The organism is Pseudomonas veronii (genome assembly GCF_002028325.1).
Lineage (GTDB): Bacteria > Pseudomonadota > Gammaproteobacteria > Pseudomonadales > Pseudomonadaceae > Aquipseudomonas > Aquipseudomonas veronii.
This window is the reverse complement of the sequence record NZ_CP018420.1, coordinates 5,977,146-6,000,783: the sequence shown is the minus strand read 5'-3', so window position 1 is coordinate 6,000,783 and position 23,638 is coordinate 5,977,146. Positions and strand designations below refer to the sequence as shown.

The window sequence follows — 23,638 nt, the reverse complement described above, 5'->3', positions numbered from 1 at the left end:
GAAAAGGAAGGCATTCTAACCTAATGGGTTTTAGATGGCATATGAAAGGACGTCATGTCGCGGACAAGTGGTGTTCATCTGACGTGGGGGGGACTGTACCGCCGCTATCGGGAGCAAGCTCCCTCCCACATTTGAATGTATTCACAAATCGAAGTGTGGGAGGGGCGGTGCGACGATTCGACGTGCTCCCGATGGGGCCAGCGGCTTCACCACAAACTCTCAGTCGAACATGAACAGCGCATCATTGCTGAACTGCGCCGCGAACCGATTCGGCGGCATCGGCCGCCCGAACAGATAACCTTGCACCTCATCGCAGCCATGCTCGCGCAGGAAGTCCAGTTGCTCATGGGTCTCCACGCCCTCGGCGATCACCGCCAGGTTGAGGCTGTGGGCCATGGCGATGATCGCACGGGCGATTTGCGCATCCTGCTCGCCGGACGGCAGGCCGTCGACGAAGGTACGGTCGATCTTGAGCACGTCGATGGGGAATTGCTTGAGGTAGTTGAGCGACGAATAGCCGGTGCCGAAGTCGTCCACCGCAATGCTCAGGCCGAGGTTTTTCAGGCTGGCGAGGATCTGCATGGCTTCGTTGACTTCGCGCATCAGGATACTTTCGGTCAGCTCCAGCTCCAGGCACGCCGGCGGCAGGCCGGTGTCCTCGAGGATGCTGGCGATACGCTCACCCAACTGACCATCGGAGAATTGCCGCGCCGAGATGTTCACCGAGACTTTCGGCACCCGCACCTTGTTCTGGTGCCAGCTCTTGAGCTGGCGGCAGGCTTCGCTGATCACCCAGTCGCCCACATCCACCACCAGGCCCAACTCTTCCAGCACTGGAATGAAGTCCCCTGGCGGCACCAGGCCACGGCGCGGGTGACGCCAGCGCAGCAAGGCTTCGGCGCCGGTCAGGCGTTTGCCGTCGCCGCTGAATTGCGGCTGGTAATAGAGCACGAATTCGTTCTGGTCGAGGGCGTGGCGCAGGTCGCTTTCCAACTCCAGGCGCTCCAGGGCGCTGGCGTTCATGTCGGCCTGGTAGAACTGGAAGTTGTTCTTGCCACGCTCCTTGGCGTGATACATCGCAGTGTCGGCGTTTTTCATCAACTGGCTCAGCTCGTTGCCGTCCTGCGGGCTGAGGGCGATGCCGATACTTGCGGTGACGAAAAACTCGCGGCCTTCCAGCACGAACGGTCTGACCAGGCTGGCGAGGATTTGCTCGGCCACGTGAATCGCGCGGTTCAGCGCCATTTCGCGGCTGATCCGCGGCTGCAGGAGCAGGGTGAACTCGTCACCGCCCATGCGCGCCACGGTGTCGTCTTCGGCCACGCAACCGAGCAGGCGGGTAGCCATCTCCTTGAGCATGCGGTCGCCGGCGGCGTGGCCCAGGGAGTCGTTGATCGGTTTGAAGCGGTCGAGGTCGAGGAACATCAGCACCACCCACGACTTCTGCCGTTCGGCCGACTGCAGTGCGGTGTGCAGGCGGTCCTGGAACAGCGTGCGGTTGGGCAGGTGGGTCAGGGCGTCGTAATAGGCCAGGCGGTGGATGCGCTGTTCGCTGGCCTTGCGCTCGCTGATATCGCTGAAGAAGCAGACGTAGCTGGCCAGGTCGCCTTCATCGTCGAACACGGCGGTAATGCCGACCCAGGCCGGGTAATGCTCGCCGTTGCGGCGCCTGAGCCACACTTCGCCTTCCCAGGTGCTGTGCTGGTGCAACTGCTTGAGCACGTAGCGCAGGTGGGCTTCCTGCTGCTCGTCGACGGTGAGCATGTTCGGCAACTGGTCGAGCACGTCCGCCACGGCGTAGCCACTGACGCGGCTGAACGCCTCGTTGGCCTGCACGATATAGCCGGCCGGGTCGGTGATCAGGATCGCCGACGTGGAGTGCTCGAATACCGTGGCGGCCATGCGCAGGTCTTTCTCGGCGCGGCGCTGCTGGCTGATATCGCGGCCGACGCCGAGGATGCCCTCGAAGGCGCCGTGCTCGTCCCACACCAGCACCAGGCGCAGCTCGATCGGAACTTTACGTCCGTCGGCGCGCAGGCAGTCGAACAGGTACAGTTGGGTGTGGATGTCATCGCGCAGCTTGGCCAGCGCCTCGGCGTCGCCCAAGGCCCGGCTGACTTGCTCGACCAGGCTGTAGATGCCGGCCAATTGCTGCGGGTTGGCGATGATCGACTGCCAGCCATTCTTGAACACCCAGTCCACGTCATAGCCCAGCACGGCGCTGACCGAGGGGCTGATGTAGTTGAGGGCGAGGCGGCTGTCGGTGGAGCAGATCACGTCGCTGATGCTTTCGGCCAGCATGCGGTAGCGTTGTTCGCTGTCACGCAGGGATTCGCTGGCCTCGATCTGATCGGTAATGTCCTTGGCCACGCCGATGATGCGCGTGACCTGCGCGGTCTTGTCCCCGGCCAGGGCTTGCTCGCGGATATCGAAGCGGCGCCATTGATTGTTGCGGTGGCGAAAGCGCAACTGGCATTGCAGTTGGCTCGAATAACCGGCCTGGCGCTGCTGCTGGCGCAAGTCGTGGTAATGCTCGGCGTCCTCGGGGTGCAGCAGGATTTCCCAGAAGTACTCGCCCATTTGCTGCAATTCGGCCTTGTTATAGCCGAGGGTGTGGCCCAGGTGGTGGTTGCTGAAAATCATCCGCTGGCTGATCACATCCTGCACATACAGGTGATCGGGCACGGTTCGCACCACGTCCGACCAGAAACTTTCGCGCTCCACCAGCGACAGTTCGATCAGCTTGCGGCTGGTGATGTCGCTGATGCTGAGGATCACCGCCTTGAAGTCGTCGCGCTGTTCCGGCAGGCGCATCACCAGCCACAGGTATTGGTTGTTGCCGAGCACATCGTTGAGCTGGATTTCCAGTTCCAACTGGTTCTGTTGGGTCAGCACCGCCTCGAGCACCTGATAGCCGATAGCCGTGGCGTTGCGTGGGCAGTCATCGATCAGGCGTTCCCAGGCTTGCTCGCACGAGCTGACGTTCAACAGGCGTACCGCCACCTGGTTGACCTCGGTGACACGCAGTTCCTTGAGCAACTGGCGACGCGCTTCGGGGTTGCCCTGCAGCCACCCGTGCAATTGCTCGCGCGTGCGGATCTTGGCCTTGTCGAAGAACGCGTTGAGCCCCGACAGGTCAAGCACGCACAGGGCCACGCCGGTGCCTTCGAAAATATCCTGATAACGCCGCCGACCTTCGTTCACCTGGCGCTGGCGGCGGCGCATATTCAACAGCACGATCACCGGCACCAACGAGAAGGCCAGGCCCAGCAGGCACTTGCCGATAAACGCCGGCAGCAATTGTTCCAGCACGGCGTTACGGTCGAAGAGGCCGCGCAGTTGCCAGTCGCTTTTGCTCAGTGGCGTGACCAGCACGCTTTTTTTCAACTCGTCCGGGGTCAGGGCGGCGGCCAATTGTGTCGGCATGCCGCTGTCACGGCTGACCATGTGGTGGTTCAGGCGATTCTCGACGGCCCACATCGGCCGCTGGCCCTGGCCATCCTGGCGGGTAAGGTTGGCCAGGTAGTTCGGCGCCAGGCGCAGCGCCCAGTACATTTTCGAATCGCCACTGGGCTGATGCAGCAGCAGATAAATGATGGTGCCGTTGTTGTCGTTGCTCAGGTAGTAGGGCTGGGAATGGCTGCGCTTGACCAGTTCCTCGAGGAAGTCGCTGTCCTGGCTGTCTTTGGCCGTGTCGCGGATTATCGCGCCGCTGGGGGCGAGCAGCGCGAAGCTGCGCAGTTCCGGCAGAGAGCGTTGCAAGCTGAGCATCAACGCCTGTTGCTGTTCGTCGTTGCGCGGCGGCTCGACCATCGGCAGCAGATTCAGCGCGATCTGTGCGCTCAGGGCCATGTTCAGGCTGATCTGTTCCGCCAGGTCGGCGCTGTAGTCGATGGTGTATTGCTGCTGGTTTTTCTGGTTCTGCTGCAGTTGGTCGAGCAGTTGCCAGAACAATAACGCGAGCAACATGAGGACAAGCGTCGCCAATGCGCCTTTGAGGGTGCCGTGCAGGGGCGCTCCCGGCGCTATGTGAGCGGCGCGCAGGGGAGTAGGCGGCGTGACGTTGGACAAACTGTGATCCTGCGGTTTGGCTGGACTGGCGCGCGACATGCACTATAAGCCGGACGCCCGGAGGGCGGCTAGCATGCCTTGACTTGTGGCAAAGTGCCAGTCCTGCCTGGCTGGACTGCCCTGGCGCATTCAGGTAGCTTTGCCGGTTACGCGGGGGCGTTCCAGCCCCAGACAATCAGGCTTTTTCCGCTCGCAGGCATTGATCAAGGTCAACGGCCCGCGCGGCGCATGGTCTGGCACGGGCTTCGCCCGCTCAATTCATCAGTCACTGACGCTAGGTTCACCATGGCTCAATACGTCTTCACCATGCATCGGCTGGGCAAAGTTGTTCCGCCGAAGCGGGAAATCCTGAAAAACATTTCGCTGTCTTTTTTCCCCGGCGCCAAGATCGGCGTGCTCGGCCTCAACGGTTCGGGTAAATCCACCCTGTTGAAAATCATGGCCGGCGTCGACACCGAGTTCGAAGGCGAAGCCCGCCCGATGCCCGATCTGAACATCGGCTACCTGCCGCAAGAACCGATCCTGGACCCGGCCAAGACCGTGCGCGAAGTGGTCGAAGAAGCCGTCAGCGTGATCAAGGACGCCCAGGCCCGGCTGGACGAAGTCTACGCCGCCTACGCCGAACCGGATGCTGACTTCGACAAGCTGGCCGCCGAACAGGCCAAGCTCGAAGCCATCCTGCAGGCTGGCGACGGTCACAACCTCGATCGCCAGCTGGAAGTCGCCGCCGATGCGCTGCGCCTGCCGGCGTGGGACGCCAAGGTCGAACACCTGTCCGGTGGTGAGAAGCGCCGTGTGGCCCTGTGCCGCCTGCTGCTGTCGGCTCCCGACATGCTGCTGCTCGACGAACCGACCAACCACTTGGACGCCGATTCCGTCGCCTGGCTGGAACATTTCCTTCACGACTTCCCGGGCACCGTGGTTGCGATCACGCACGACCGGTACTTCCTGGACAACGTCGCCGGCTGGATTCTCGAACTCGACCGTGGCGCCGGCATCCCTTACGAGGGCAACTACTCCGGTTGGCTCGAAGCCAAGTCCGACCGTCTGGCTGCCGAATCCAAGCAGCAATCGGCCCACGAAAAAGCCATGAAGGAAGAACTGGAGTGGGTGCGCAAAGGCGCCAAGGCCCGCCAATCCAAATCCAAGGCACGTCTGCAACGCTTTGAAGAAATGCAGTCGCAGGAATTCCAGAAGCGCAGCGAAACCAACGAGATCTACATCCCGGCCGGTCCGCGCCTGGGTGACAAGGTCATCGAATTCAAGAACGTGTCCAAAGGCTATGGCGACCGCGTGTTGATCGACAACCTGTCGTTCTCCATGCCAAAAGGCGCGATCGTCGGCGTTATCGGCGGTAACGGTGCGGGTAAATCCACACTGTTCCGCATGCTGATGGGCAAGGAAACCCCGGACTCGGGCACCATCGAAGTCGGTGAAACCGTGCAACTGGCCTGCGTGGACCAAAGCCGCGAAGACCTCGACGGCAGCAAAACTGTGTTTCAGCAGATTTCCGACGGTTCCGACCAGATCCGTATCGGCAACTATGAAATCCCGTCGCGCACCTACGTCGGCCGTTTCAACTTCAAGGGTGGTGACCAGCAGAAGTTCGTCAAGGACCTGTCCGGTGGTGAGCGTGGTCGCTTGCACCTGGCCCTGACCCTGAAAGAGGGCGGCAACGTCCTGCTGCTCGACGAACCGTCCAACGACCTCGACGTTGAAACCCTGCGTTCCCTGGAAGAAGCCCTGCTGGACTTCCCGGGCGCCGCCATTGTGATCTCTCACGATCGGTGGTTCCTCGACCGCGTCGCGACCCACATCCTCGCGTATGAAGATGACTCGCAGGCGGTGTTCTTCGAAGGTAACTACACCGAGTACGAAGCGGATCGCAAGAAACGCCTGGGCGAAGCCGCTGCCCAGCCGCACCGTGTACGGCACAAGAAACTGGCCTGATTCGGGTCGGTTTGGAAAAGCGGAGCCTTCGGGCTCCGTTTTTTTTGCCCATGACTTCCTGACGAACATCGATCAAATGTGGGAGGAGGCTTGCCTCCGATAGCGGTTTTTCAGTTGGTGCATGGCGCCGTTTTGAAATCCCCTTTTAGGTGCGATAAATGCCTGTTTTTCAGGTTTATTTATATCCAATGCACCATTTAAATTCACAAAGGCGACATTTTGCCCTGTCGCGGTGCGACATGAATTGATAAAGTCCGGCTCAATCGCCCTTAACGACAATAAATTTGCCGAGACTTTTCATGATCGAATCCGTTGAATCCTTCCTTGCCCGCCTGAAGAAACGCGACCCCGACCAGCCGGAATTCCACCAGGCTGTAGAAGAAGTCCTACGCAGCCTGTGGCCGTTTCTTGAAGCCAATCCTCACTACCTGACCTCGGGCATCCTGGAGCGCATCTGCGAGCCGGAACGTGCGATTACTTTCCGGGTGTCGTGGGTCGATGATCACGGCAAGGTTCAGGTCAACCGCGGTTTCCGTATCCAGATGAACAGTGCCATCGGCCCGTACAAGGGCGGCCTGCGCTTTCACCCGTCGGTCAACCTGGGCGTATTGAAATTCCTCGCCTTCGAACAGACCTTCAAAAACTCCCTGACCTCGTTGCCCATGGGCGGCGGCAAAGGCGGCTCGGACTTCGACCCCAAGGGCAAGAGCGACGCCGAAGTGATGCGCTTCTGCCAGGCGTTCATGAGCGAGTTGTACCGCCATATCGGCGCGGACGTGGACGTCCCGGCCGGCGATATCGGCGTGGGTGCCCGCGAGATCGGTTTCCTGTTCGGCCAGTACAAGCGCCTGAGCAACCAGTTCACCTCCGTGCTGACCGGCAAAGGCATGACCTACGGCGGCAGCTTGATCCGCCCCGAAGCCACCGGTTTCGGTTGCGTGTACTTCGCTGAAGAAATGCTCAAGCGCGATGGCCTGCGGGTCGAGGGCAAGCGCGTGGCGGTCTCCGGCTCCGGCAACGTGGCGCAATACGCGGCGCGCAAGGTCATGGACCTGGGCGGCAAGGTGATTTCGTTGTCCGACTCCGAAGGCACCCTGTACGCCGAAAACGGGTTGACGGAGGAGCAATGGTCGGCGCTGCTGGAGCTGAAAAACGTCCAGCGCGGTCGCATCAGCGAACTGGCGGCCCGTTACGGCCTGGAGTTCCGCGCCGGTAAAACCCCGTGGGAACTGGCGTGCGACATCGCGCTGCCATGCGCCACCCAGAACGAACTCAACGCCGACGCTGCGCGCGCCCTGTTGCGCAACGGCTGCCTCTGCGTGGCCGAAGGCGCCAACATGCCGACCACCCTGGAGGCTGTGGATATCTTTATCGACGCAGGCATTCTGTTCGCCCCGGGCAAGGCGTCCAACGCTGGCGGCGTGGCGGTGAGTGGCCTGGAAATGTCGCAGAACGCCATGCGCCTGCTGTGGACCGCCGGTGAGGTGGACAGCAAACTGCACAACATCATGCAGTCGATCCACCACGCGTGCGTGCATTACGGTGAGGAAAACGGCCGGATCAACTACGTGAAGGGCGCGAATATCGCCGGCTTCGTCAAAGTCGCCGACGCGATGCTGGCCCAAGGCATCGTCTAGGTCTCGGCCTCGATGCGCAGCACTTCGATCAACTGATCGCCGACGGGGCGCTGCCACAGCACCTCGTCGCCCACCCGGGCCCCGAGCAGCGCCCGACCCAGGGGCGAACCCCAGTTGATCAGGCCCGCACCGGCATCGGCCTGGTCTTCACCGACCAACTGAATGCGCTGTTGCTCGTCCTGCTCATTGGCAAAGGTCACCCAACTGCCGATCTGCACCTTGTCGGTGGACACGGCCGGCGCCACCACCTGGGCACTCTGTAGCCGCTGGTTGAAGTAACGCAAATCCCGCTCAAGGTCGGCCTGGCGCTGTTTGTCGGCCTGTTCGCCCTTGGCGGATTCGATGCTGTATTCCTGCTGCAACTGCGCAACCTTGGCCTGCAACTGCGCCAACCCGCGCGCGGTGAGGCGATTGGGTTGCTCGCTGACCTGACGCTCGACCGGTGGGTCGGCCTGGGCGGCGGCGCTGTCTTCATTCACAAAAGCTCGGCTCATGACAGGCTCCCTCTATAGCGTTTGGGCCATGTTCGCCGCACTTTAGTTTCGACGAATGTCTGAAAGCGACCTATTGCGAGCGATAAGCCTTGGCTGCGTCGCGATCCTTCTCCTGCTGCCAGGCGCGCTCGCGCTCGTCCCAGTGATGGTCTTTGTAGTCGCGCAACTCTTCGTTTTCGCGCATGGCCTTGCACTGGCGAAAGCCATCTTCCCAGCCTTCGGCGTATACGCGGTCTTTCAGATAACGCGGCACATTCTTGCGAAACTCCCCGGTGATCACCCCCGCGGCCTGGCGACCACTGCTGCAACCGTCATCGAAGCCATCGGCAAACGCCGGTGGATAGCCCTTGGCCAGCAACTCCTGATGGGTCGATTGGCAACCCGACAACCCCAGCACCGCACACAGCATTACTGCATACCGCCACATTACTTGCTCCCTGGCCGTTTCACGGCTGATAGGGGAAGTTTAGAAGGGGATTCGTCGGGGGGATGTGAAAGGGGGGTGAGAAAGGTGTTGGGTGCTATGTCGTCTGATGGCTGGCCAGCGCAGCATGCTCAGCCAATTCTTGCTGGATAAACGCCGCAATCATCGCGCGGTACACCTGTTCGGTGACGTCGGGATTGGCGCCGACCGTTTGGGACAGATTGCGCACTTTGCTGATCACCTGTTCGACGCGCTGTGGTGCCTTGACGCCGTCGGTGTCTTTTTTGAAGCGTGCCGCCTGGGAAACGTAGTGGCCGCGTTCGGCCAACAGGCTGACGATTTGCTGGTCGAGGCGGTCGATGTTGCTTCGGACTTCTTCAAGGGTGGTGCAGGTAACGGCCATGTTGAGTGAACTCCTGATTCTGGTTGGGCGTTGGTCAGTAGTGATACCACTTCATCTCAAGCATTACCTCATTCACCGGCGTCGACAAGTGGCTGTACTCGCGTTGGGCGCTCAGGCGCAGGCCGAGGTTGCGCGACAATTCCCACTGCTGGTTCAGGCTGATGCTGCGCCGTACTTCGCCATTGGTGAAGAAATCTCCCTTGGCTTCCAAGCTCAGGTTGCCCAGCGGGTTTTTCCACAGTACGCCGGTGTTGAAACCGGCAGCGGGGGAGATGGCTTCGCTGAAGTCGTTGTTGTGTTCCACGCGCACGGTGCCGAGGGCGAAGCCGAGCATGTCGTCGCGCAGTTGCCAGGTGCCGCCGGCGCCGCCGTTGACGTGGGCGACCAGGGTTTCATCGTCGTGTTTGCCCGGCACGCGTTCCAGGCCGCCGGTGACTTGCCATGACCAGGGTTGCAGCAACGCGTTGCGCGGAGTCAGGGAGCGGATGGTGGCCAGGTCCAGTTGCTGCAGTTGCCAGTGGTTGCCTTCGTACTGGCGCAGTTTCATTTGCAGGATCTCGATCTGCGCGCCGAGGGGGAAGCCTTCGGCGTTGTCGTTGAGGTCGTGGTAGGCCATGCGCAGGCCGTATTCGCCGAAGGCTTTGTCGCCACGCGTGCCGATGCCGGCTTGCCAGGTGCGTGATTCATGGCCGGTTTCCGGCAGGCCTGGGGGCGTGATCTTCAGGTCGGGCGCGGGGTTCTGGTTGATCGCACGCAGCAGTTCGAAGCTGCGTTGGGAGCGTTCGGTGTCGCGCTCCAGGCCATTGGCGCGGTAGCGGCCGAGGCGGTAGGCGGCGTCGATGATCAGCGCCTGGCGCTCGCGCGGCAACGCTTTAAACGCGGGCGCCTGCAATTGTTTCTGGTCGTCGCTGACTTTCAGCACCCATTGCTGCTCGTCGCTGTCCAGCGGTTTGGCGCGTTCCAGCAACTCGCGCTCACGGGACGGGCGATAGTCGATCTTCTCGACCAGGCCGGCGTCTTTCACGGCCTTGACCGTGTCGGTGGGGATCGCAGTGAGCGGGAATTGCTCGGTCAGGCGCAGGCCGGGGCGGGCCACTTGCAGCAACTCCAACAGGCGGTAGGAGCAGTTTTCGTCGAAGAAGAAGTAGTCGAACTGGATCTGCTTGAGTTCCCACACGTGCTCGACCATGCGCTCGGTCTCGACCTGGGTCAGGTTCAGGCGGTATTCCCACAGGTCGCGGTTCTCCAGGCTGCGGTATTCGGAGAGTTTTTCCTGGTAGGGCACCAGGGCGAACAGGCCGGGGTAGCCGCCCATCAGGCCTTTCCAGGCGTAGAGGATGCTGTTGTCCGAGCCTTCGATGTACGCGCCGAAGTTGATCGCATAGCTGAGCAGCGCGGTGTTGTTGCTCTGCACGTCAGCCTGGTCGATGCGCAGCAGGGTGTGGCCGAACATCGATGAAGGGCTGTTGAGGTAGGCCGCCGGGAAGATCATCACCGCGCTATGGGGCGCGACGTCCTTGAACCATTGCTTGAATTCGTTGCAGCCCACGGCGGGCAGGTCGGTCAGTTGCAACCGGTCCTTGAGCCAGCGGGTACGTGCGGGGTAAACGCATTGCGCATGTTTTTCACCCAGGCTGGCCGGCGCGTAGAGCGCGTCGACGGTGGCCTTGAGTTCGGCATCCGGGTGATGGGTGCCATCGGCGGCGAGGAAGAATTTTTTGTCGCTGACATAGCTGCGCCAGCCACTGACTTTGCCGGCTTCGTAATGGCCCAAGGACAACCAGAACGGATCGTTGGCCAATTGCTGCAAACGTTGATCATCAAGATGCGGCGCCGCATACAACGGGGCGCAGGCGAAGAGTGCCATCCAGGCAAGGCGTTTGAGCATAGGGGCAACTTAAGTCGGAAAAAGTGAGACCCAAGCGGGGAGGCGGGTCCAAAAATAAGACCCGCGCCTTGGAGGGCGCGGGCGGCTCGAGCTTAAGCCTGGGTTGCGTATTTCGCCAGGCGGGCATCACTTTTCAGTACAGCCAGGGTGTTGTTGTGGACATCGTCAGCGGTCACGTCGGCCTTGCTGAAGATTTGCTGGAAGTGCTCGTGGGTCACGGCAGCAAAGTGCTCGCGATCTTCTGGTGCAACGCCCAGTACCACGGCGTAGGTGGTCAGCGCTTCGCCATTGCCTTTGGCCATGTCTTCGGACAGCTCGTTCATCATGCCATTCATGGCAATCCACGATTTGCCGCCGTAGGTCAGGGCGCTGTTGGTGCTGCAACCGTTGGTGCCCGAGGTCATGCCGAAGGTAGCGTTGCCCGAGGTGCCGTTGGTGGTGGACGCCAGGAAGTGCGCCGGCGTGCCGCGCTGGCCTTCGAACAGCATGTTGCCCCAACCGCAGTTCGGGCCACCGGGTGATTCAGCCATTGCGTTGAGGGAAACGACGGTGAAGAGAGTACCGAGAAGGATCCGTTTCATAGCTTTGTTCTCTTTGTGTGCAAACCAATGGACAAGGGTTCAGGCGCAGTAACGTGCCTTAGGGGCCGGTTATTAGTCCAGCCCGCGCAGTTTGGAGTTTAGGCAGGTTCCAGGGGTTCCGTGATTTTTAATAAAACAATCAGAGATATCTCGATTTTTTTGTAGGACGCAGCCCGTGTCTATGCTTTACCTCAGGCGCGCCTTGCCAGAGCGCGTAACAGAGAGCCAGAATGCCGCCATCTGCCCCGCCTGATGTAAGGAAGCCCGATGCCTGATCCTGTTGCTGCCAGCTTGCGTCTAGCGCCCGAAGCGCTGACTCGCCCTTTCTCCGCTGAACAGTTCAGCTTCTCGACCACCAATGATTTGGAGCCCTTTCGCGGTGTGCTTGGCCAGGAACGTGCGGTTGAAGCCTTGCAGTTCGGTGTGGCCATGCCACGCCCCGGTTACAACGTGTTTGTCATGGGCGAGCCGGGCACCGGTCGCTTTTCGTTCGTCAAACGCTACCTGAAGGCCGAAGGCAAACGCCTGCAGACCCCGTCGGACTGGGTCTATGTGAATAATTTCGATGAGCCCCGCGAACCCCGCGCCTTGGAACTGCCGGCAGGCGGCGCCGCGGCGTTCATCAGCGACATCAACGGCTTGATCGACAACCTGGTGGCGACCTTCCCGGCAGTGTTCGAGCACCCGACGTATCAACAACGCAAAAGCGCTATCGACCGCGCGTTCAACCAGCGTTACGACAAGGCATTGGACGTGATCGAACGCCTGGCCCTGGAAAAGGACGTGGCGCTGTACCGCGACAGTTCCAACATCGCGTTCACCCCGATGCTCGACGGCAAGGCGCTGGACGAGGCCGAGTTCTCGCAGCTGCCGGAAGTCGATCGCGAGCGCTTCCACACCGATATTTCCGAACTGGAAGAACGCCTCAACGAAGAGCTGGCCAGCCTGCCGCAGTGGAAGCGTGAGTCGAACAACCAACTGCGTCAGTTCAACGAAGAAACCATCACCCTGGCCCTACAGCCATTGCTGTCACCGTTGTCGGAAAAGTACGCAGAAAACGCCGCCGTATGCGGTTACCTGCAAGCCATGCAGGTGTACTTGCTGAAAACCGTGGTCGAGCAATTGGTGGACGACGCCAAGACCGACGCCCAGGCCCGCAAGCTGCTCGAAGAACAGTACTGCCCGAGCCTGGTGGTCGGCCATCCGGTCAACGGCGGCGCCCCGGTGGTGTTTGAACCGCACCCGACCTACGACAACCTGTTCGGTCGGATCGAATACAGCACCGATCAGGGCGCGCTCTACACCACCTATCGCCAGTTGCGTCCGGGCGCCTTGCACCGGGCCAACGGCGGGTTCCTGATCCTCGAAGCCGAGAAGATGCTCAGCGAGCCGTTTGTGTGGGACGCCCTCAAGCGTTCCCTGCAGTCGCGCAAGCTGAAGATGGAGTCGCCGCTGGGCGAACTGGGCCGCCTGGCCACGGTGACGCTCAACCCGCAGATGATTGCGTTGCAGGTCAAGGTGATCATCATCGGCTCCCGCCAGCTGTACTACGCGTTGCAGGACGCCGATCCGGACTTCCAGGAAATGTTCCGCGTGCTGGTGGATTTCGACGAAGACATCCCGATGGTCGACGAAAGCCTCGAGCAGTTCGCGCAGTTGCTGAAAACCCGCACCTCGGAAGAGGGCATGGCGCCGCTGACCTCGGACGCGGTGGCGCGCTTGGCCACTTATAGCGCACGCCTGGCCGAACACCAGGGGCGGTTGTCGGCGCGCATTGGCGACTTGTTCCAACTGGTCAGCGAGGCGGATTTCATTCGCCACCTGGCGGGCGACGAAATGACCGACGCCGGCCACATCGAACGTGCGCTGAAGGCCAAGGCCACGCGCACCGGGCGGGTGTCGGCGCGGATTCTCGACGACATGCTCGCCGGGGTGATCCTGATCGACACCGCCGGCGCGGCGGTCGGCAAGTGCAACGGGCTGACGGTGCTGGAAGTCGGCGATTCGGCGTTCGGCGTGCCGGCGCGGATTTCCGCCACGGTGTACCCGGGCGGCAGCGGCATCGTCGACATCGAGCGTGAGGTCAACCTCGGCCAGCCGATTCACTCCAAGGGCGTGATGATCCTCACCGGTTACCTGGGCAGCCGTTATGCACAGGAATTCCCGCTGGCGATCTCGGCGAGTATCGCGCTGGAACAGTCCTACGGTTATGTGGACGGCGACAGCGCGTCCCTGGGCGAGGCCTGTACCTTGATTTCGGCCTTGTCGAAAACCCCGCTCAAACAGTGTTTTGCCATCACCGGTTCGATCAACCAGTTTGGTGAAGTGCAGGCGGTGGGCGGGGTCAACGAGAAGATCGAAGGTTTCTTCCGCCTCTGCGAAGCGCGTGGGCTGACCGGCGAACAAGGCGCGATCATTCCGCAGGCCAACGTCGCCACGCTGATGCTCGATGAGAAGGTGTTGCAGGCCGTGCGCGCCGGGCAATTCCATATCTATGCGGTGCGCCAGGCGGATGAGGCGTTGAGCCTGCTGGTCGGCGAGCCGGCCGGTGAGCCGGACGCAGAAGGGCAATTCCCCGAAGGCACGGTGAATGCGCGTGTGGTCGAGCGTTTGCGCGCGATTGCCGAGATGATCAGCGAGGAAGACTTGAAGGAAGCTGAGAAGGAACTGGCGCTGCACGCGCAGGCGGAAGCCAAACCGAGCTGATCGGTTAGCCCGCCACTAAATTGACTCCAGGTTGGGGACCAACGCCCGTTGGTCCCTACAACCTTGGTTTATCGCGTTTTTCTTCTATTCTGAGCACTAGGGATATCCACCGGAGTCGCAGGATAGAAACAGTCTCGCCGTGCTTGAGGCTGAACGCCGATCTACCGAGGGTCGCCGCCATGCCGCGCAACCTTTGCCTGACCCGCCAGTGTCTGGGCCTGGGCACTCGCATCGAATGCTCCATTCGCCCTCTTGCGGGGGATAACGGGATGTGGACGTTGTTGTTTGCCGCTGGAATGACCGGTGAGCAGCCTTCGACCATCAAATCCCAGGGACCGTTTCCCGGGCCGTTCGTGGCCGAAACCTTCCTGCAATCGATCGTCGAAAACCTGACCCAGCAAGGCTACGAGCTGGCGCAGGAGCCGCAGATCTGGTGCCTGCATCTGCAGGCCCACCTGCGCCAGCTCAATAACGGGCAGGAATGCCTGGCCCTGTAGGCCCGGTTATTTGCTTTCGGGCTTGTCCAGCTTGACTTCGAAGCCGTATTGCACGGTGCTCAGGTTGGTACGCTGGTAGCTTTCCAGCTGGGTCGGCTGGCCGTAGAAGTAGTGCACATCAAACAACGCCGTGCCGTATTCCTCGGCGTGGTGGCTGACCCCGAGGATTTCCTTGAGGTAGTTGCCGCTGGCGTCCTTGGCATAGAAGCGCCAGCTGTCGGACGGGAACTGCGCCTGGTCGACGATCAGCGCGTTGTCCTTGAGCGACAGGCCCTTGGGCAGCTTGGCCACGTCGATCGTGGCTTGGTCGATGCTGGCCAGGAACAGCGGAATCGAGCCCACCACAAACGCCGGGTTCTCCGGGAACAGGTTGAGGTCGTAGGTGAGCGTGCCGCGTGCAGGGTTCAGCTCGAAGGCTTCGCTCGGCAACTCGATGGGCTCGCCGCGCTCGCCTTTTTCATTGGCTGTGAAAAACGTCACCGGGGCTTCGTCGCTGTTGCGTTCGGTGCCCGCCAATTCGTCGTTGAAGGTGTAGGGGTGGTCAAACACGATATGCGCGGCGCTGGCATCTTCGACGGACTGGCTGATGGTCACGCTGTTTTTCAGTTGGTCCTCGGTCATCGTCGCGGTTTTCAGCCAACTGGCGGTGCTGTCGTCGTACACCGTTACCGCCATCGGCAAGGCTTGCACGGTTTTCTGCAGGCTGTTCTTGTCGAAGCGCAATACGGGCAGGTCGAGGTCCTTGCGGGTCAGCGTGGCCTTGGAAAAGTCCAGCACGTCGACCTGCAGCGTGTCGATCAGGCCATTGAAGTAGACCTTGGCGTAATGGCTGCTTTGCTGGTGTTCGAAGGCTTTCTGCTCGTCCGTCAGTTGTTTCTCAAACGCGTCCGACCAGGCTTTCTGCTTTTGCATCTGCGCCAGTTGTTTCTCGTAGAACGCCACCTGCGCGGCATTTTCGTTGATCGAGCCCGAGCGCGTGAGGAACTGCCCGGTACTGTCGCGGGCCTGCACCAGCAACGGGTCCGGTGATTCGTCGCCGACCTCCGCCGCCAGCGGTTCGTGGTTGGTCAGTTCGATCTCGGCGTAGTTTTTTTCCAGGCTCAGCAGGTTGAGGGTGATATTGCCCTCGGTGCGTGGGTGGCCGAGGTCTTTTTTCGACAGGTCGAACGTCAGCACCTTGCCCGGCGCGACCACCTCGACCGTACCTTTGAGGCTGACGGGCTGCGGCTGGCTCTTGTTGTCGGTCTCGATGCCGTCGATGAACGGGTAGGTCACCGTCAGGTCATCGGGGTTGGTCAGGTTGGAACTGCTGGGGCTCAACTGGATGCCGGGATCGGTTTCCGACCATTCCGGCTGGAAGGGGATGACTTTGCTGTTGCTCAAGGTCACCGACTGCCATTCCAGGCCGTGGGGGAACGGGAACTGGTCGGGGGTGTTGAAGTTGAACGGGAACACCGGCTGCAGATCGGTCAGGTAGTCGGAGTGGGAGGTCTTGCGCAGCACGAACAGGCCGTTGATATAGGTGTCGACCAGGGCCTGGGGCGTGGGGTAGTGCTTGAGCAGGGCCAGGCTGTCTTCGCCGTATTCGGCTTCGATGGGCTTGCTGGCGAGCTTGACCCGCGCCCGTTCCAGCAACAACAGCGAACCGCCGAGGTCGGCGATGGCGTCGCGCAGTTTGGGGTCCTGGATACTGTCGAGCGACTGTTCGAACTGCTTGGTTTTCTCTTCGAGGGTGGTCTGCTTTTGCTCGTCGCTGGGAGAACAGCCACCGGCCAGCAGCAATGCCGCACACAGGCCGATGCTGGCCCAAGGGGAACGCACATCCATCATCTTGAGTTTTCCTGTCCGACGTCTTTGAGCCGAGTTGATGGCCTCGACACTAGCAGAAAAACGCTCTTACAGATGCCACTCAGGTCAGTTTTCTCGCGGTCACAGGTGTTGGGTAGCGGCTGGTATACTCGCCGTCATTTCTAACCACGCTGTGTGAGATTCAATGGAACGCTTTATCGAAAATACGATGTACGCCTCGCGCTGGTTGCTGGCGCCGATCTACCTGGGGTTGTCTCTGGGCTTGTTGATCCTGGCATTGAAATTCTTCCAGGAAATCATTCACGTCGTTCCCAATATCTTCAGCATGCTCGAATCGGAAGTGATCCTGCTGCTGTTGTCGTTGATCGACATGGCACTGGTCGGCGGCCTGCTGGTGATGGTGATGATCTCCGGCTACGAGAACTTCGTCTCGCAGCTGGACATCGATGAAAACAAGGAAAAGCTCAACTGGCTGGGCACCATGGACTCTTCCTCGCTGAAGATGAAAGTGGCCGCCTCCATCGTGGCGATTTCCTCCATCCACCTGCTGCGCATCTTCATGGATGCCAAGAACGTCGATCCGCAGCATTTGATGTGGTACGTGATCATCCACATGACCTTTGTGGTCTCGGCGTTCGCCATGGGTTACCTGGACAAGCTCACCAAGCACTGATCCCCCGCGCCGGCCTTACTGCCCGATGAAGTAGTAAGGCTGGCGATTGATTGCCATCTCCTTGATCACCGTGACCTTGCCGGTCAGTTGCTCCGTGTTATCCAGCAGCGCGACGTTGCCGGGGGCGGCGGCCAGGTAACTGCGCAGTTCGGGCTCGGTTTGCAGAATCGGCAAGTAGGCCTGCAGATAGAACACGCTGGCGCCATCGATGCGCTCGTTGGGCCGGAACAACGCGACCTTTTTGCCTTCGGCCTGTAGCGCCTGGATCTGGCTCATCACGGGCACGAAGGACTGTTTTTTGTCGGCTTTTGGCGCGAACCAGAAAGCAGCGCTCAGGTAGCAGGCGATGAGCACGGTGAACACGCCGCCAATCACGATTTTATGCCGCTTATACAGCGCCGGTTTGTGATCTTTCAGCCAGTGCAGCAGCACCTGCGCATATTCCGCAGCCAGTACGGCGGCGGCTGGCGTCAGCGCCATCAGGTATACGGTGCGCTTGCTGGAAGCCAGGGTCAGCAGGGTGAATTGCGCCACCAGCCAGACGCAGAAAAACAGACGGTAGCGGTTGCGCACCAGGCTTTTACGGAAGTGCCACAACCCCAGGTACACCAGGATATTCCACGGCAAAAAGGCTTCGGGCAGTTTGGCGATGTAGTAGTAGAAGGGTTCGTAGTGCCCGGCTTCGACAAACGAGCCGCTGAACCGCCCGACGCTGTTGGTCCACAGCACTTCGCCCACAGCCTGCAGCCCGCCGCGCTGGAACAGAAACCCCAGCCAGATCAGCAGTGGCACCAAGGCCAGCAGGGTAAACAGTGCCGGCCGCAGCCAGTCGCCGATGCGCAGGCGTTTGTCCATCCAACTGGTGCAGGCCAGGTACACAAAGATCACGATGCCCGGCATCGCCAGGCCCAGCACGCCTTTGCTCAGGGTGGCGATCACCATCCCGGCCGTGAACAGGGCCCACGCCCAGGCGGTTGAGCCCTGGCGCTCGGCCGCCGGCCGCATGGCCTGGTAGAACGCCAGCAGCGCGGTGGTCACACCCAGGCTGAGCAATGCATCTTCACCGACGCCGCGCACATTGCTCCAGTAACTGGCCATGGTCGCCAGGATCAGCGCCGCGCAGAACGCCAGTGTCTTTGGCCGCCCGAACGTGCGCAGCATCCCGTAAAGCAGCATCACGCTGAACAACCCGGCGAACGCCGAGGCCAGGCGCACGGCCCCGGGCGTGCCGCCAAACAGGCGGATCGCGCCGGCGTCGAGCCACAGGCTCAGGGGCGGTTTTTCCAGGAACGGCTCACGGAACAGCCGTGGCACCACCCAGTCGTTGTCCAGGTGCATGGCCATGGCGATCCCGCCGACGCGGGCTTCAGTGGAGCCTTGCAGTTCATGGTTACCAAGGGCGAAGAAGAACAACAGGCCAGCAAGCAGGAGCAGCAGAGGAACGGGACGCGTCATGGGGGCTGGTTACCGGGGCAGGGGGCCGTTCGAGGGAACGGCTCGCAATCGGTGAGTATAGGGGGGCGATTCTTAATATTTCATGAATGGGTACGAGGTTTGTGCAGGGGGACCGGGGCGGTGGTTTATTTCCGCCCCGGCTTCACTGCGGATGGGGGTTATGTCGCTTTGACTTTAAACCGGCTCAGCCCTTGTTGCATGGAGCTGGCCCGTTCCGACAGGTCGCGGGCAGCCACCGCGCATTGTTGGGAGTTGGCCTGATTCTGCTGGGTGACTTCGTCGATCTGCTCCAGGCCGATACTGGCTTGCTGCAAGCCGGACGCCTGTTCACTCGAGGCTTGGTAGATCAACGACACCAGGCTGGAAACGGTGCTGGTGCCGGTGACGATGTTTCGCAACGAGTCGGCCGTGCGACCGGCGATGACCATGCCGCGCTGTGTCTTGGTCGACGAGTCGGCGATCAGCGCCGCGGTTTGCTGGGCCGCTTCGGCACTGCGGGCGGCGAGGCTCCTGACTTCATCGGCGACGACGGCAAAGCCACGGCCCAATTCGCCGGCACGTGCCGCCTCGATCGCCGCGTTCAAGGCCAGCAGGTTGGTCTGGGCGGCGATGTTGTCGATGGTGGTGATGATCGCGGTGATGTCTTTGCCCGAGTTGTCGATTTCGGTCATGGCGGCGATCAGTTCGCTCATCAGCTTGTCACTTTCCCCGGCGTCGGCGCGTGAGGCCTGGGATTGTTCGTCGGCCTTTTTTGCGTTGGCGGCGTTGTCGGTGGTCTGCGCGGCCATTTGCGTCATGACGGCACTGATTTCAGTGATGGACGACGCCGAGTTGGACGCCCCGTCGGACAACGACTGGCTCAACTCGGTGACCTGTGCGGAGCTGCCGGTGATTTGCGTGGCGCTGGCCTGCACCTGGGAAATCAAGGTGTTCAAGTTGCCGACCATTTTTTCCAGGGACTTGCCCAACGTGTCGTTGGGGGAGGACAAACGCACTTCCAGGTCCAGATCGCCTTCGGAGATACGTTCAGCCACACGGACCTGACGCTGCAGGCTTTCGGACATCTCGTTCAAGGCCAAGGACAACTGGCCGACTTCATCGTCGGATTTTTGCACCAGGCGACGCGAGAAATCCCCCAGGCTGATGTTGGCAGCCAAGGCGGCGGCTTCACGAATCGGCCCGACGATTTTTGCGGTGGCGAACCACAGCGCCAGCAATGCCAGTACCGAGATACCCAGGCCGACCGAGACCTGCCAGATACTGCTGCTGACGCCACGGGATTGCAGTTCCTTCTCCAGGGCAATCGCCTGGCTCATGACCACCGCCTTGGGCAGGTGGATCAAGATGGCCCAGGGTTTTTCGGTGCGGCCCAGGATGATCGGCATCTGTACTTCGATTTCCTGGGACTCCTGGTTGAGGCGACTGTCGCCCTGGCCTTTCTGCACATTGGCCAGCACCTTGTCCCAGGTGTCGGGTAGCAATGCCTTCAATGACTGGCCGATCAGTTCCGGCCGTTTACTGTCGGCGACCACCAAGCCCTGGTTGCTCAGGATCGACACCGAACCTTTGCCGCCGTAGAGGTCGGCGGACATTTGCTCGCTGAGTTTCTGGATAAACGAGATGTCGAAGTCTGCGCCGACCACGCCGTAAAACTTGCCATTGGCGGTGATCGGCACCGAGAGCGTGGTCAGCCACACATTTTTGCCTTGCACCACGTAGGGAAGAGGGTCGAGCACGCTTTCTTTCAGGGTGTCCCGGGGGCCGCTGTACCAGCCGCCCTTGAGCACGCCATTGGGGTGGCGGGCATCGGAGTCGTATTCGACCAGCGGTTGCACGGCGATATGGCCGTCCGAGCCGCGTGTCCAATAGGGCGTGAAGCGGCCGGTCAACGGGTTGTTACCGCCTTCGTTGTTACGAAACGCTTGGTCCTGGCCGTCCACCGCATCCGGCTCCCAGCACGAATACGTGCCGTTGAAGTCGGGGTTGTCCTTGAGCACGCTGAGCAACATTGTATTGATTTGATCGCGGCCCAGTGCCAGCGGGCTTTGCGCACTTTTACTCGCGCCCAGCGTATTGGCCAGCGTGCGTGCCGAGTCCAAGGCATTTTGCAGTTTCGCCCTGATCGCATTGGCACGGGACTCCGCCAGGTTTTGTACTTCGCGAATGGTGCCGCTTTCGATCAATGTTGAAACTTCGGTGCCCACGTAGGCTTGATTGGCGGTTGAGGAGTACAACCCATATAACACCAGGCTTGCGCAAGAGATTAACAGGCAGAGTCCGGCGGTGAAGCAAATCCGAGTCTGTAATGAGTTGAATTTCATGGTATTTCCTGCCCACGCTAGTAGTTGCCGACATAATTGGATGGCGGCATTTCAGTTTTTTTTGTTCGCAAGGCTTACTGCTTGATCATGGGCTGCTTGAGCATATAAATGCAGTACAGCTGGGGCGTCGCTTAGTTCTGCTCGGACGCCTCATCGTCGAGCCAGAGACGTTCGGTGTTTTTAAAGCCATAACGCTGTGACGGTACGCGCGCAATGATGCGATCGGTTTGTTCGGGATCACTCAGGTCGATTATTTTTGGGGTGATATAAATATTCAACACCGGCACGAAGAACAACTTAATCTTTGGCGTCAATAAAGAGTCGGGGTGTTGTTCGATCACCACGCCGATACTGCCACTTTTCAACTGAACGATAGACCCCACCGGATAAATACCCACGGACTTCAAAAACGCGCGGAACACCTCGTCGTCGAAATGCCCGTCCCATGTCGACATTTGCTGGATGGCGACCGCGGGGTCCCAGCCTTGGTTGTAGGAACGATCCGAGGTGATTGCATCGTAGACATCGCAAACGGCGGCCATTCGCGCAAAAAGACTGATCTGGTCGCCGACCAACTGATGGGGGTAGCCGCTGCCGTCCACCCGCTCATGGTGATGCAGGCAGACATCCACGACCATGTCGCACATCTGCGAAGTCGCCAACAGGGTTTTCTCACCTTCCAGCGGGTGCGTGCGTATCAGTTGTAATTCGTCACCGCTCAAGCGCCCGGGCTTGTTGAGGATCGCGCCCGGTATGGCCATTTTGCCGATGTCATGCAGCAGGCCGGCCATCCCGACCCGGCGAATCAACACGGCGGGCAGGTTCAACTGGTTGCCCAGGGCAATCATCAGTGCACACACGGCGACCGAATGCATATAGGTGTAATCGTCGAGGCTTTTCAGGCGTGCCAGGCTGATGAAGGCATTGGGATGGCGGGCGATCGACGCGGAAATGTCGTCGACCAGTGCGCTGATATTCTCCAACTCCAGGGCGCGGCCCATGCGGACATGGCTGAACATCTCGACCACGGCGGTCTTGGCGCGGGCACAGATTTCCTGGGCGGCAACAAGCTCGTCGTTCATGCGGGTGGGAGTGATCGTCGCCGCCGCGGGCGCAGGGGGCGGCTCTGCTGACTGGGGCGTCTCGGGTAGCTGCGCGCCGCAGCCCATGGCGCATTGGATATCCGCCTGCGCGTCGCGTGCGCGGCCTTGCCAGAAGGGCCTGGCCTCGCCACTGTCTGGCGCCAGATGATAGAGTTCATTACATTTCAACATGATTTGCCCTCTGTTGATTTTGTTCTTATTCGTTTCCTTACAGCCTCCTTGGCTTGAGTGTTGTTGTCGTAGAGCGTCAGTTCGTGTTGACGGCTTTGATACGTGAGACGACGCGGCCGGCCAGGTCATCGGGGCGGAACTTGGCCAGGAAGTCGTCGGCCCCGACTTTCTTGACCATGGCCTGGTTGAAGCCCCCCGAGAGCGAGGTGTGCAGCACAATGTGCAGGTTGGCCATGCGCGGGTCGTTGCGGATCTCGGCGGTCAAGGTGTAGCCATCCATCTCCGGCATCTCGATGTCGGAGATCATCATCAGAAACTCCTCATCCGGCTTGCGCCCTTCGTCGAGCATGGCGCGCAGGTAGTCCAGCGCTTGTCGGCCATCGTTCAAGGCCACTACCTCGACGCCCACGGTTTCCAGGCAGCGGGTCACCTGTTTGCGCGCGACCATCGAGTCGTCCACGGTCAACACCCGCAGGTGTCGCGCCTGCTGGGTGACTTCGTGATCGATTACGCCGCTGGATATTTCCTCGGACGATGGCGATATTTCTGTCAGCACCTTTTCAACATCGATGATCTCGACCAGGCGGTCGTCCGTGCGGGTGACGGCCGTCAGGTAATTGTTCTCACCACTGCCCTTGGGCGGCGGATGGATGTCTTCCCAGTTCAGATTGACGATGTGTTCGACCGCGTAGACGAGGAAACCCTGAACGCGATTGTTGTACTCCGTAAGTATTATAAAAGCGCTTTCCTGATCCTCGACTCCGGGCAGTCCCGTTGCCATGGCCAGGTCAAGAATAGGGATGCAGACACCTCGGATATTGGCCACGCCACAAATGTTGCTATTCGACTTTGGTATCGAAGATAACTTCGGGCAGCGGATAACTTCACGAACTTTGAATACGTTGATCCCGTACAGTTGGTGGTTGTTGAAACGGAACAGCAACAGTTCAAGCCTGTTCTGCCCGACCAGTTGTGTGCGGCTGTTAACGGAGGCCAGTACACCGGTCATACACACTCCTTAAACCTGGTTGAACAGCGCTGATGTCGTAATGACATTAGCATATGTAGGGGGATGTAAAATATATGTGAAAATAAAAGAATGCCAGGGTTTGTCGTTAAAACGATATGAAGTCAGGTGAATGTCTTTTCGCACAGTTGTTTTAAATGCTTAGTTGGCTAACTTATTGTTTGTTATTGTTGAGAATGATTTAGATCGAAGGTTTTAGATGATCTGCAACATTCGATAATTCATATAGCCCAAGTCGGAGTCGAGGCATGACCGCCGCTGATGATCCTTGCGGGTGCCGGGCACATCAATCTCGCGCATGCGTTGCAAAGGCACGCCGATGCATAAGTCGATGGGCCGCGTGTAAACAGAAGCGGGGTGTCTGAACCGTTCATATATCTGTTTCGGCCGAACCCTGGCGATGGTCGAGAAGCGTCTAGCCTGGGCCT

16 protein-coding genes are annotated in these 23,638 nt (G+C 60.3%); 5 read left to right on the top strand and 11 right to left on the bottom strand.

Annotation, left to right across the window (positions count from 1 at the left end):
- Window positions 1-219: 219 nt before the first annotated feature.
- Window positions 220-4,071 (bottom strand): sensor domain-containing protein, encoded by a 3,852-nt coding sequence (locus PverR02_RS27470; protein ID WP_079445045.1) that lies wholly within the window; start codon window positions 4,069-4,071, stop codon window positions 220-222.
- A gap of 285 nt (window positions 4,072-4,356) precedes the next feature.
- On the opposite strand from PverR02_RS27470, the gene ettA reads away from it, so the two are divergent.
- Window positions 4,357-6,021, top strand: coding sequence for an energy-dependent translational throttle protein EttA (ettA, locus tag PverR02_RS27465; protein ID WP_017848266.1), 1,665 nt, complete (start codon window positions 4,357-4,359; stop codon window positions 6,019-6,021).
- A 299-nt stretch (window positions 6,022-6,320) separates the two neighbouring features.
- Complete coding sequence (gene gdhA, locus PverR02_RS27460; RefSeq protein WP_057005109.1) at window positions 6,321-7,658, top strand: NADP-specific glutamate dehydrogenase; 1,338 nt, start codon at window positions 6,321-6,323, stop codon at window positions 7,656-7,658.
- Here the strand turns inward: gdhA and PverR02_RS27455 are convergent.
- The 5 genes from PverR02_RS27455 to PverR02_RS27435 form a co-directional block, all read right to left on the bottom strand.
- On the bottom strand, window positions 7,655-8,152 hold the full coding sequence (locus tag PverR02_RS27455) for a GreA/GreB family elongation factor (protein ID WP_079444760.1): 498 nt from the start codon (window positions 8,150-8,152) through the stop codon (window positions 7,655-7,657). The genes gdhA and PverR02_RS27455 overlap by 4 nt on opposite strands.
- Window positions 8,153-8,222: 70 nt before the next feature.
- Window positions 8,223-8,579: a hypothetical protein gene (locus PverR02_RS27450; protein WP_046381987.1), complete on the bottom strand. Its 357-nt coding sequence runs from the start codon at window positions 8,577-8,579 to the stop codon at window positions 8,223-8,225.
- A gap of 94 nt (window positions 8,580-8,673) precedes the next feature.
- Window positions 8,674-8,979 carry a chorismate mutase gene (locus PverR02_RS27445; RefSeq protein ID WP_079444759.1) on the bottom strand — a complete coding sequence of 102 codons (306 nt, stop codon included), beginning with the start codon at window positions 8,977-8,979 and terminating at the stop codon, window positions 8,674-8,676.
- A 34-nt stretch (window positions 8,980-9,013) separates the two neighbouring features.
- Window positions 9,014-10,867, bottom strand: coding sequence for an Lnb N-terminal periplasmic domain-containing protein (locus PverR02_RS27440; protein WP_079444758.1), 1,854 nt, complete (start codon window positions 10,865-10,867; stop codon window positions 9,014-9,016).
- Window positions 10,868-10,959: 92 nt separating this feature from the next.
- Window positions 10,960-11,448, bottom strand: coding sequence for a DUF3015 domain-containing protein (locus PverR02_RS27435; RefSeq protein WP_046381990.1), 489 nt, complete (start codon window positions 11,446-11,448; stop codon window positions 10,960-10,962).
- Between the two features lie 267 nt (window positions 11,449-11,715).
- Here PverR02_RS27435 and PverR02_RS27430 point away from each other — a divergent pair, with 267 nt between their 5' ends.
- Window positions 11,716-14,154, top strand: coding sequence for a Lon protease family protein (locus PverR02_RS27430; protein ID WP_017847320.1), 2,439 nt, complete (start codon window positions 11,716-11,718; stop codon window positions 14,152-14,154).
- Between the two features lie 179 nt (window positions 14,155-14,333).
- A complete protein-coding gene (locus PverR02_RS27425) occupies window positions 14,334-14,651 on the top strand; it encodes a PA4575 family protein (RefSeq protein WP_017847321.1) in 318 nt (105 codons plus the stop codon).
- Window positions 14,652-14,657: 6 nt separating this feature from the next.
- Here the strand turns inward: PverR02_RS27425 and PverR02_RS27420 are convergent, their stop codons facing one another.
- Window positions 14,658-16,481 carry a hypothetical protein gene (locus tag PverR02_RS27420; RefSeq protein WP_079444757.1) on the bottom strand — a complete coding sequence of 608 codons (1,824 nt, stop codon included), beginning with the start codon at window positions 16,479-16,481 and terminating at the stop codon, window positions 14,658-14,660.
- A gap of 163 nt (window positions 16,482-16,644) precedes the next feature.
- Here PverR02_RS27420 and PverR02_RS27415 point away from each other — a divergent pair, with 163 nt between their 5' ends.
- A complete protein-coding gene (locus PverR02_RS27415) occupies window positions 16,645-17,133 on the top strand; it encodes a TIGR00645 family protein (RefSeq protein WP_017847323.1) in 489 nt (162 codons plus the stop codon).
- Window positions 17,134-17,148: 15 nt separating this feature from the next.
- Here PverR02_RS27415 and PverR02_RS27410 read toward each other — a convergent pair whose 3' ends face one another.
- From PverR02_RS27410 to PverR02_RS27395, 4 genes are all read right to left on the bottom strand, one after another.
- On the bottom strand, window positions 17,149-18,588 hold the full coding sequence (locus PverR02_RS27410; RefSeq protein WP_079444756.1) for an ArnT family glycosyltransferase: 1,440 nt from the start codon (window positions 18,586-18,588) through the stop codon (window positions 17,149-17,151).
- Between the two features lie 158 nt (window positions 18,589-18,746).
- Window positions 18,747-20,909 carry a methyl-accepting chemotaxis protein gene (locus tag PverR02_RS27405; protein ID WP_079444755.1) on the bottom strand — a complete coding sequence of 721 codons (2,163 nt, stop codon included), beginning with the start codon at window positions 20,907-20,909 and terminating at the stop codon, window positions 18,747-18,749.
- Between the two features lie 131 nt (window positions 20,910-21,040).
- Entirely contained in the window at window positions 21,041-22,183 is a 1,143-nt protein-coding gene (locus PverR02_RS27400) for an HD-GYP domain-containing protein (RefSeq protein ID WP_227778741.1), read from the bottom strand.
- A gap of 76 nt (window positions 22,184-22,259) precedes the next feature.
- Window positions 22,260-23,192, bottom strand: coding sequence for a chemotaxis protein CheV (locus tag PverR02_RS27395; protein ID WP_017847327.1), 933 nt, complete (start codon window positions 23,190-23,192; stop codon window positions 22,260-22,262).
- Window positions 23,193-23,638 lie beyond the last annotated feature (446 nt).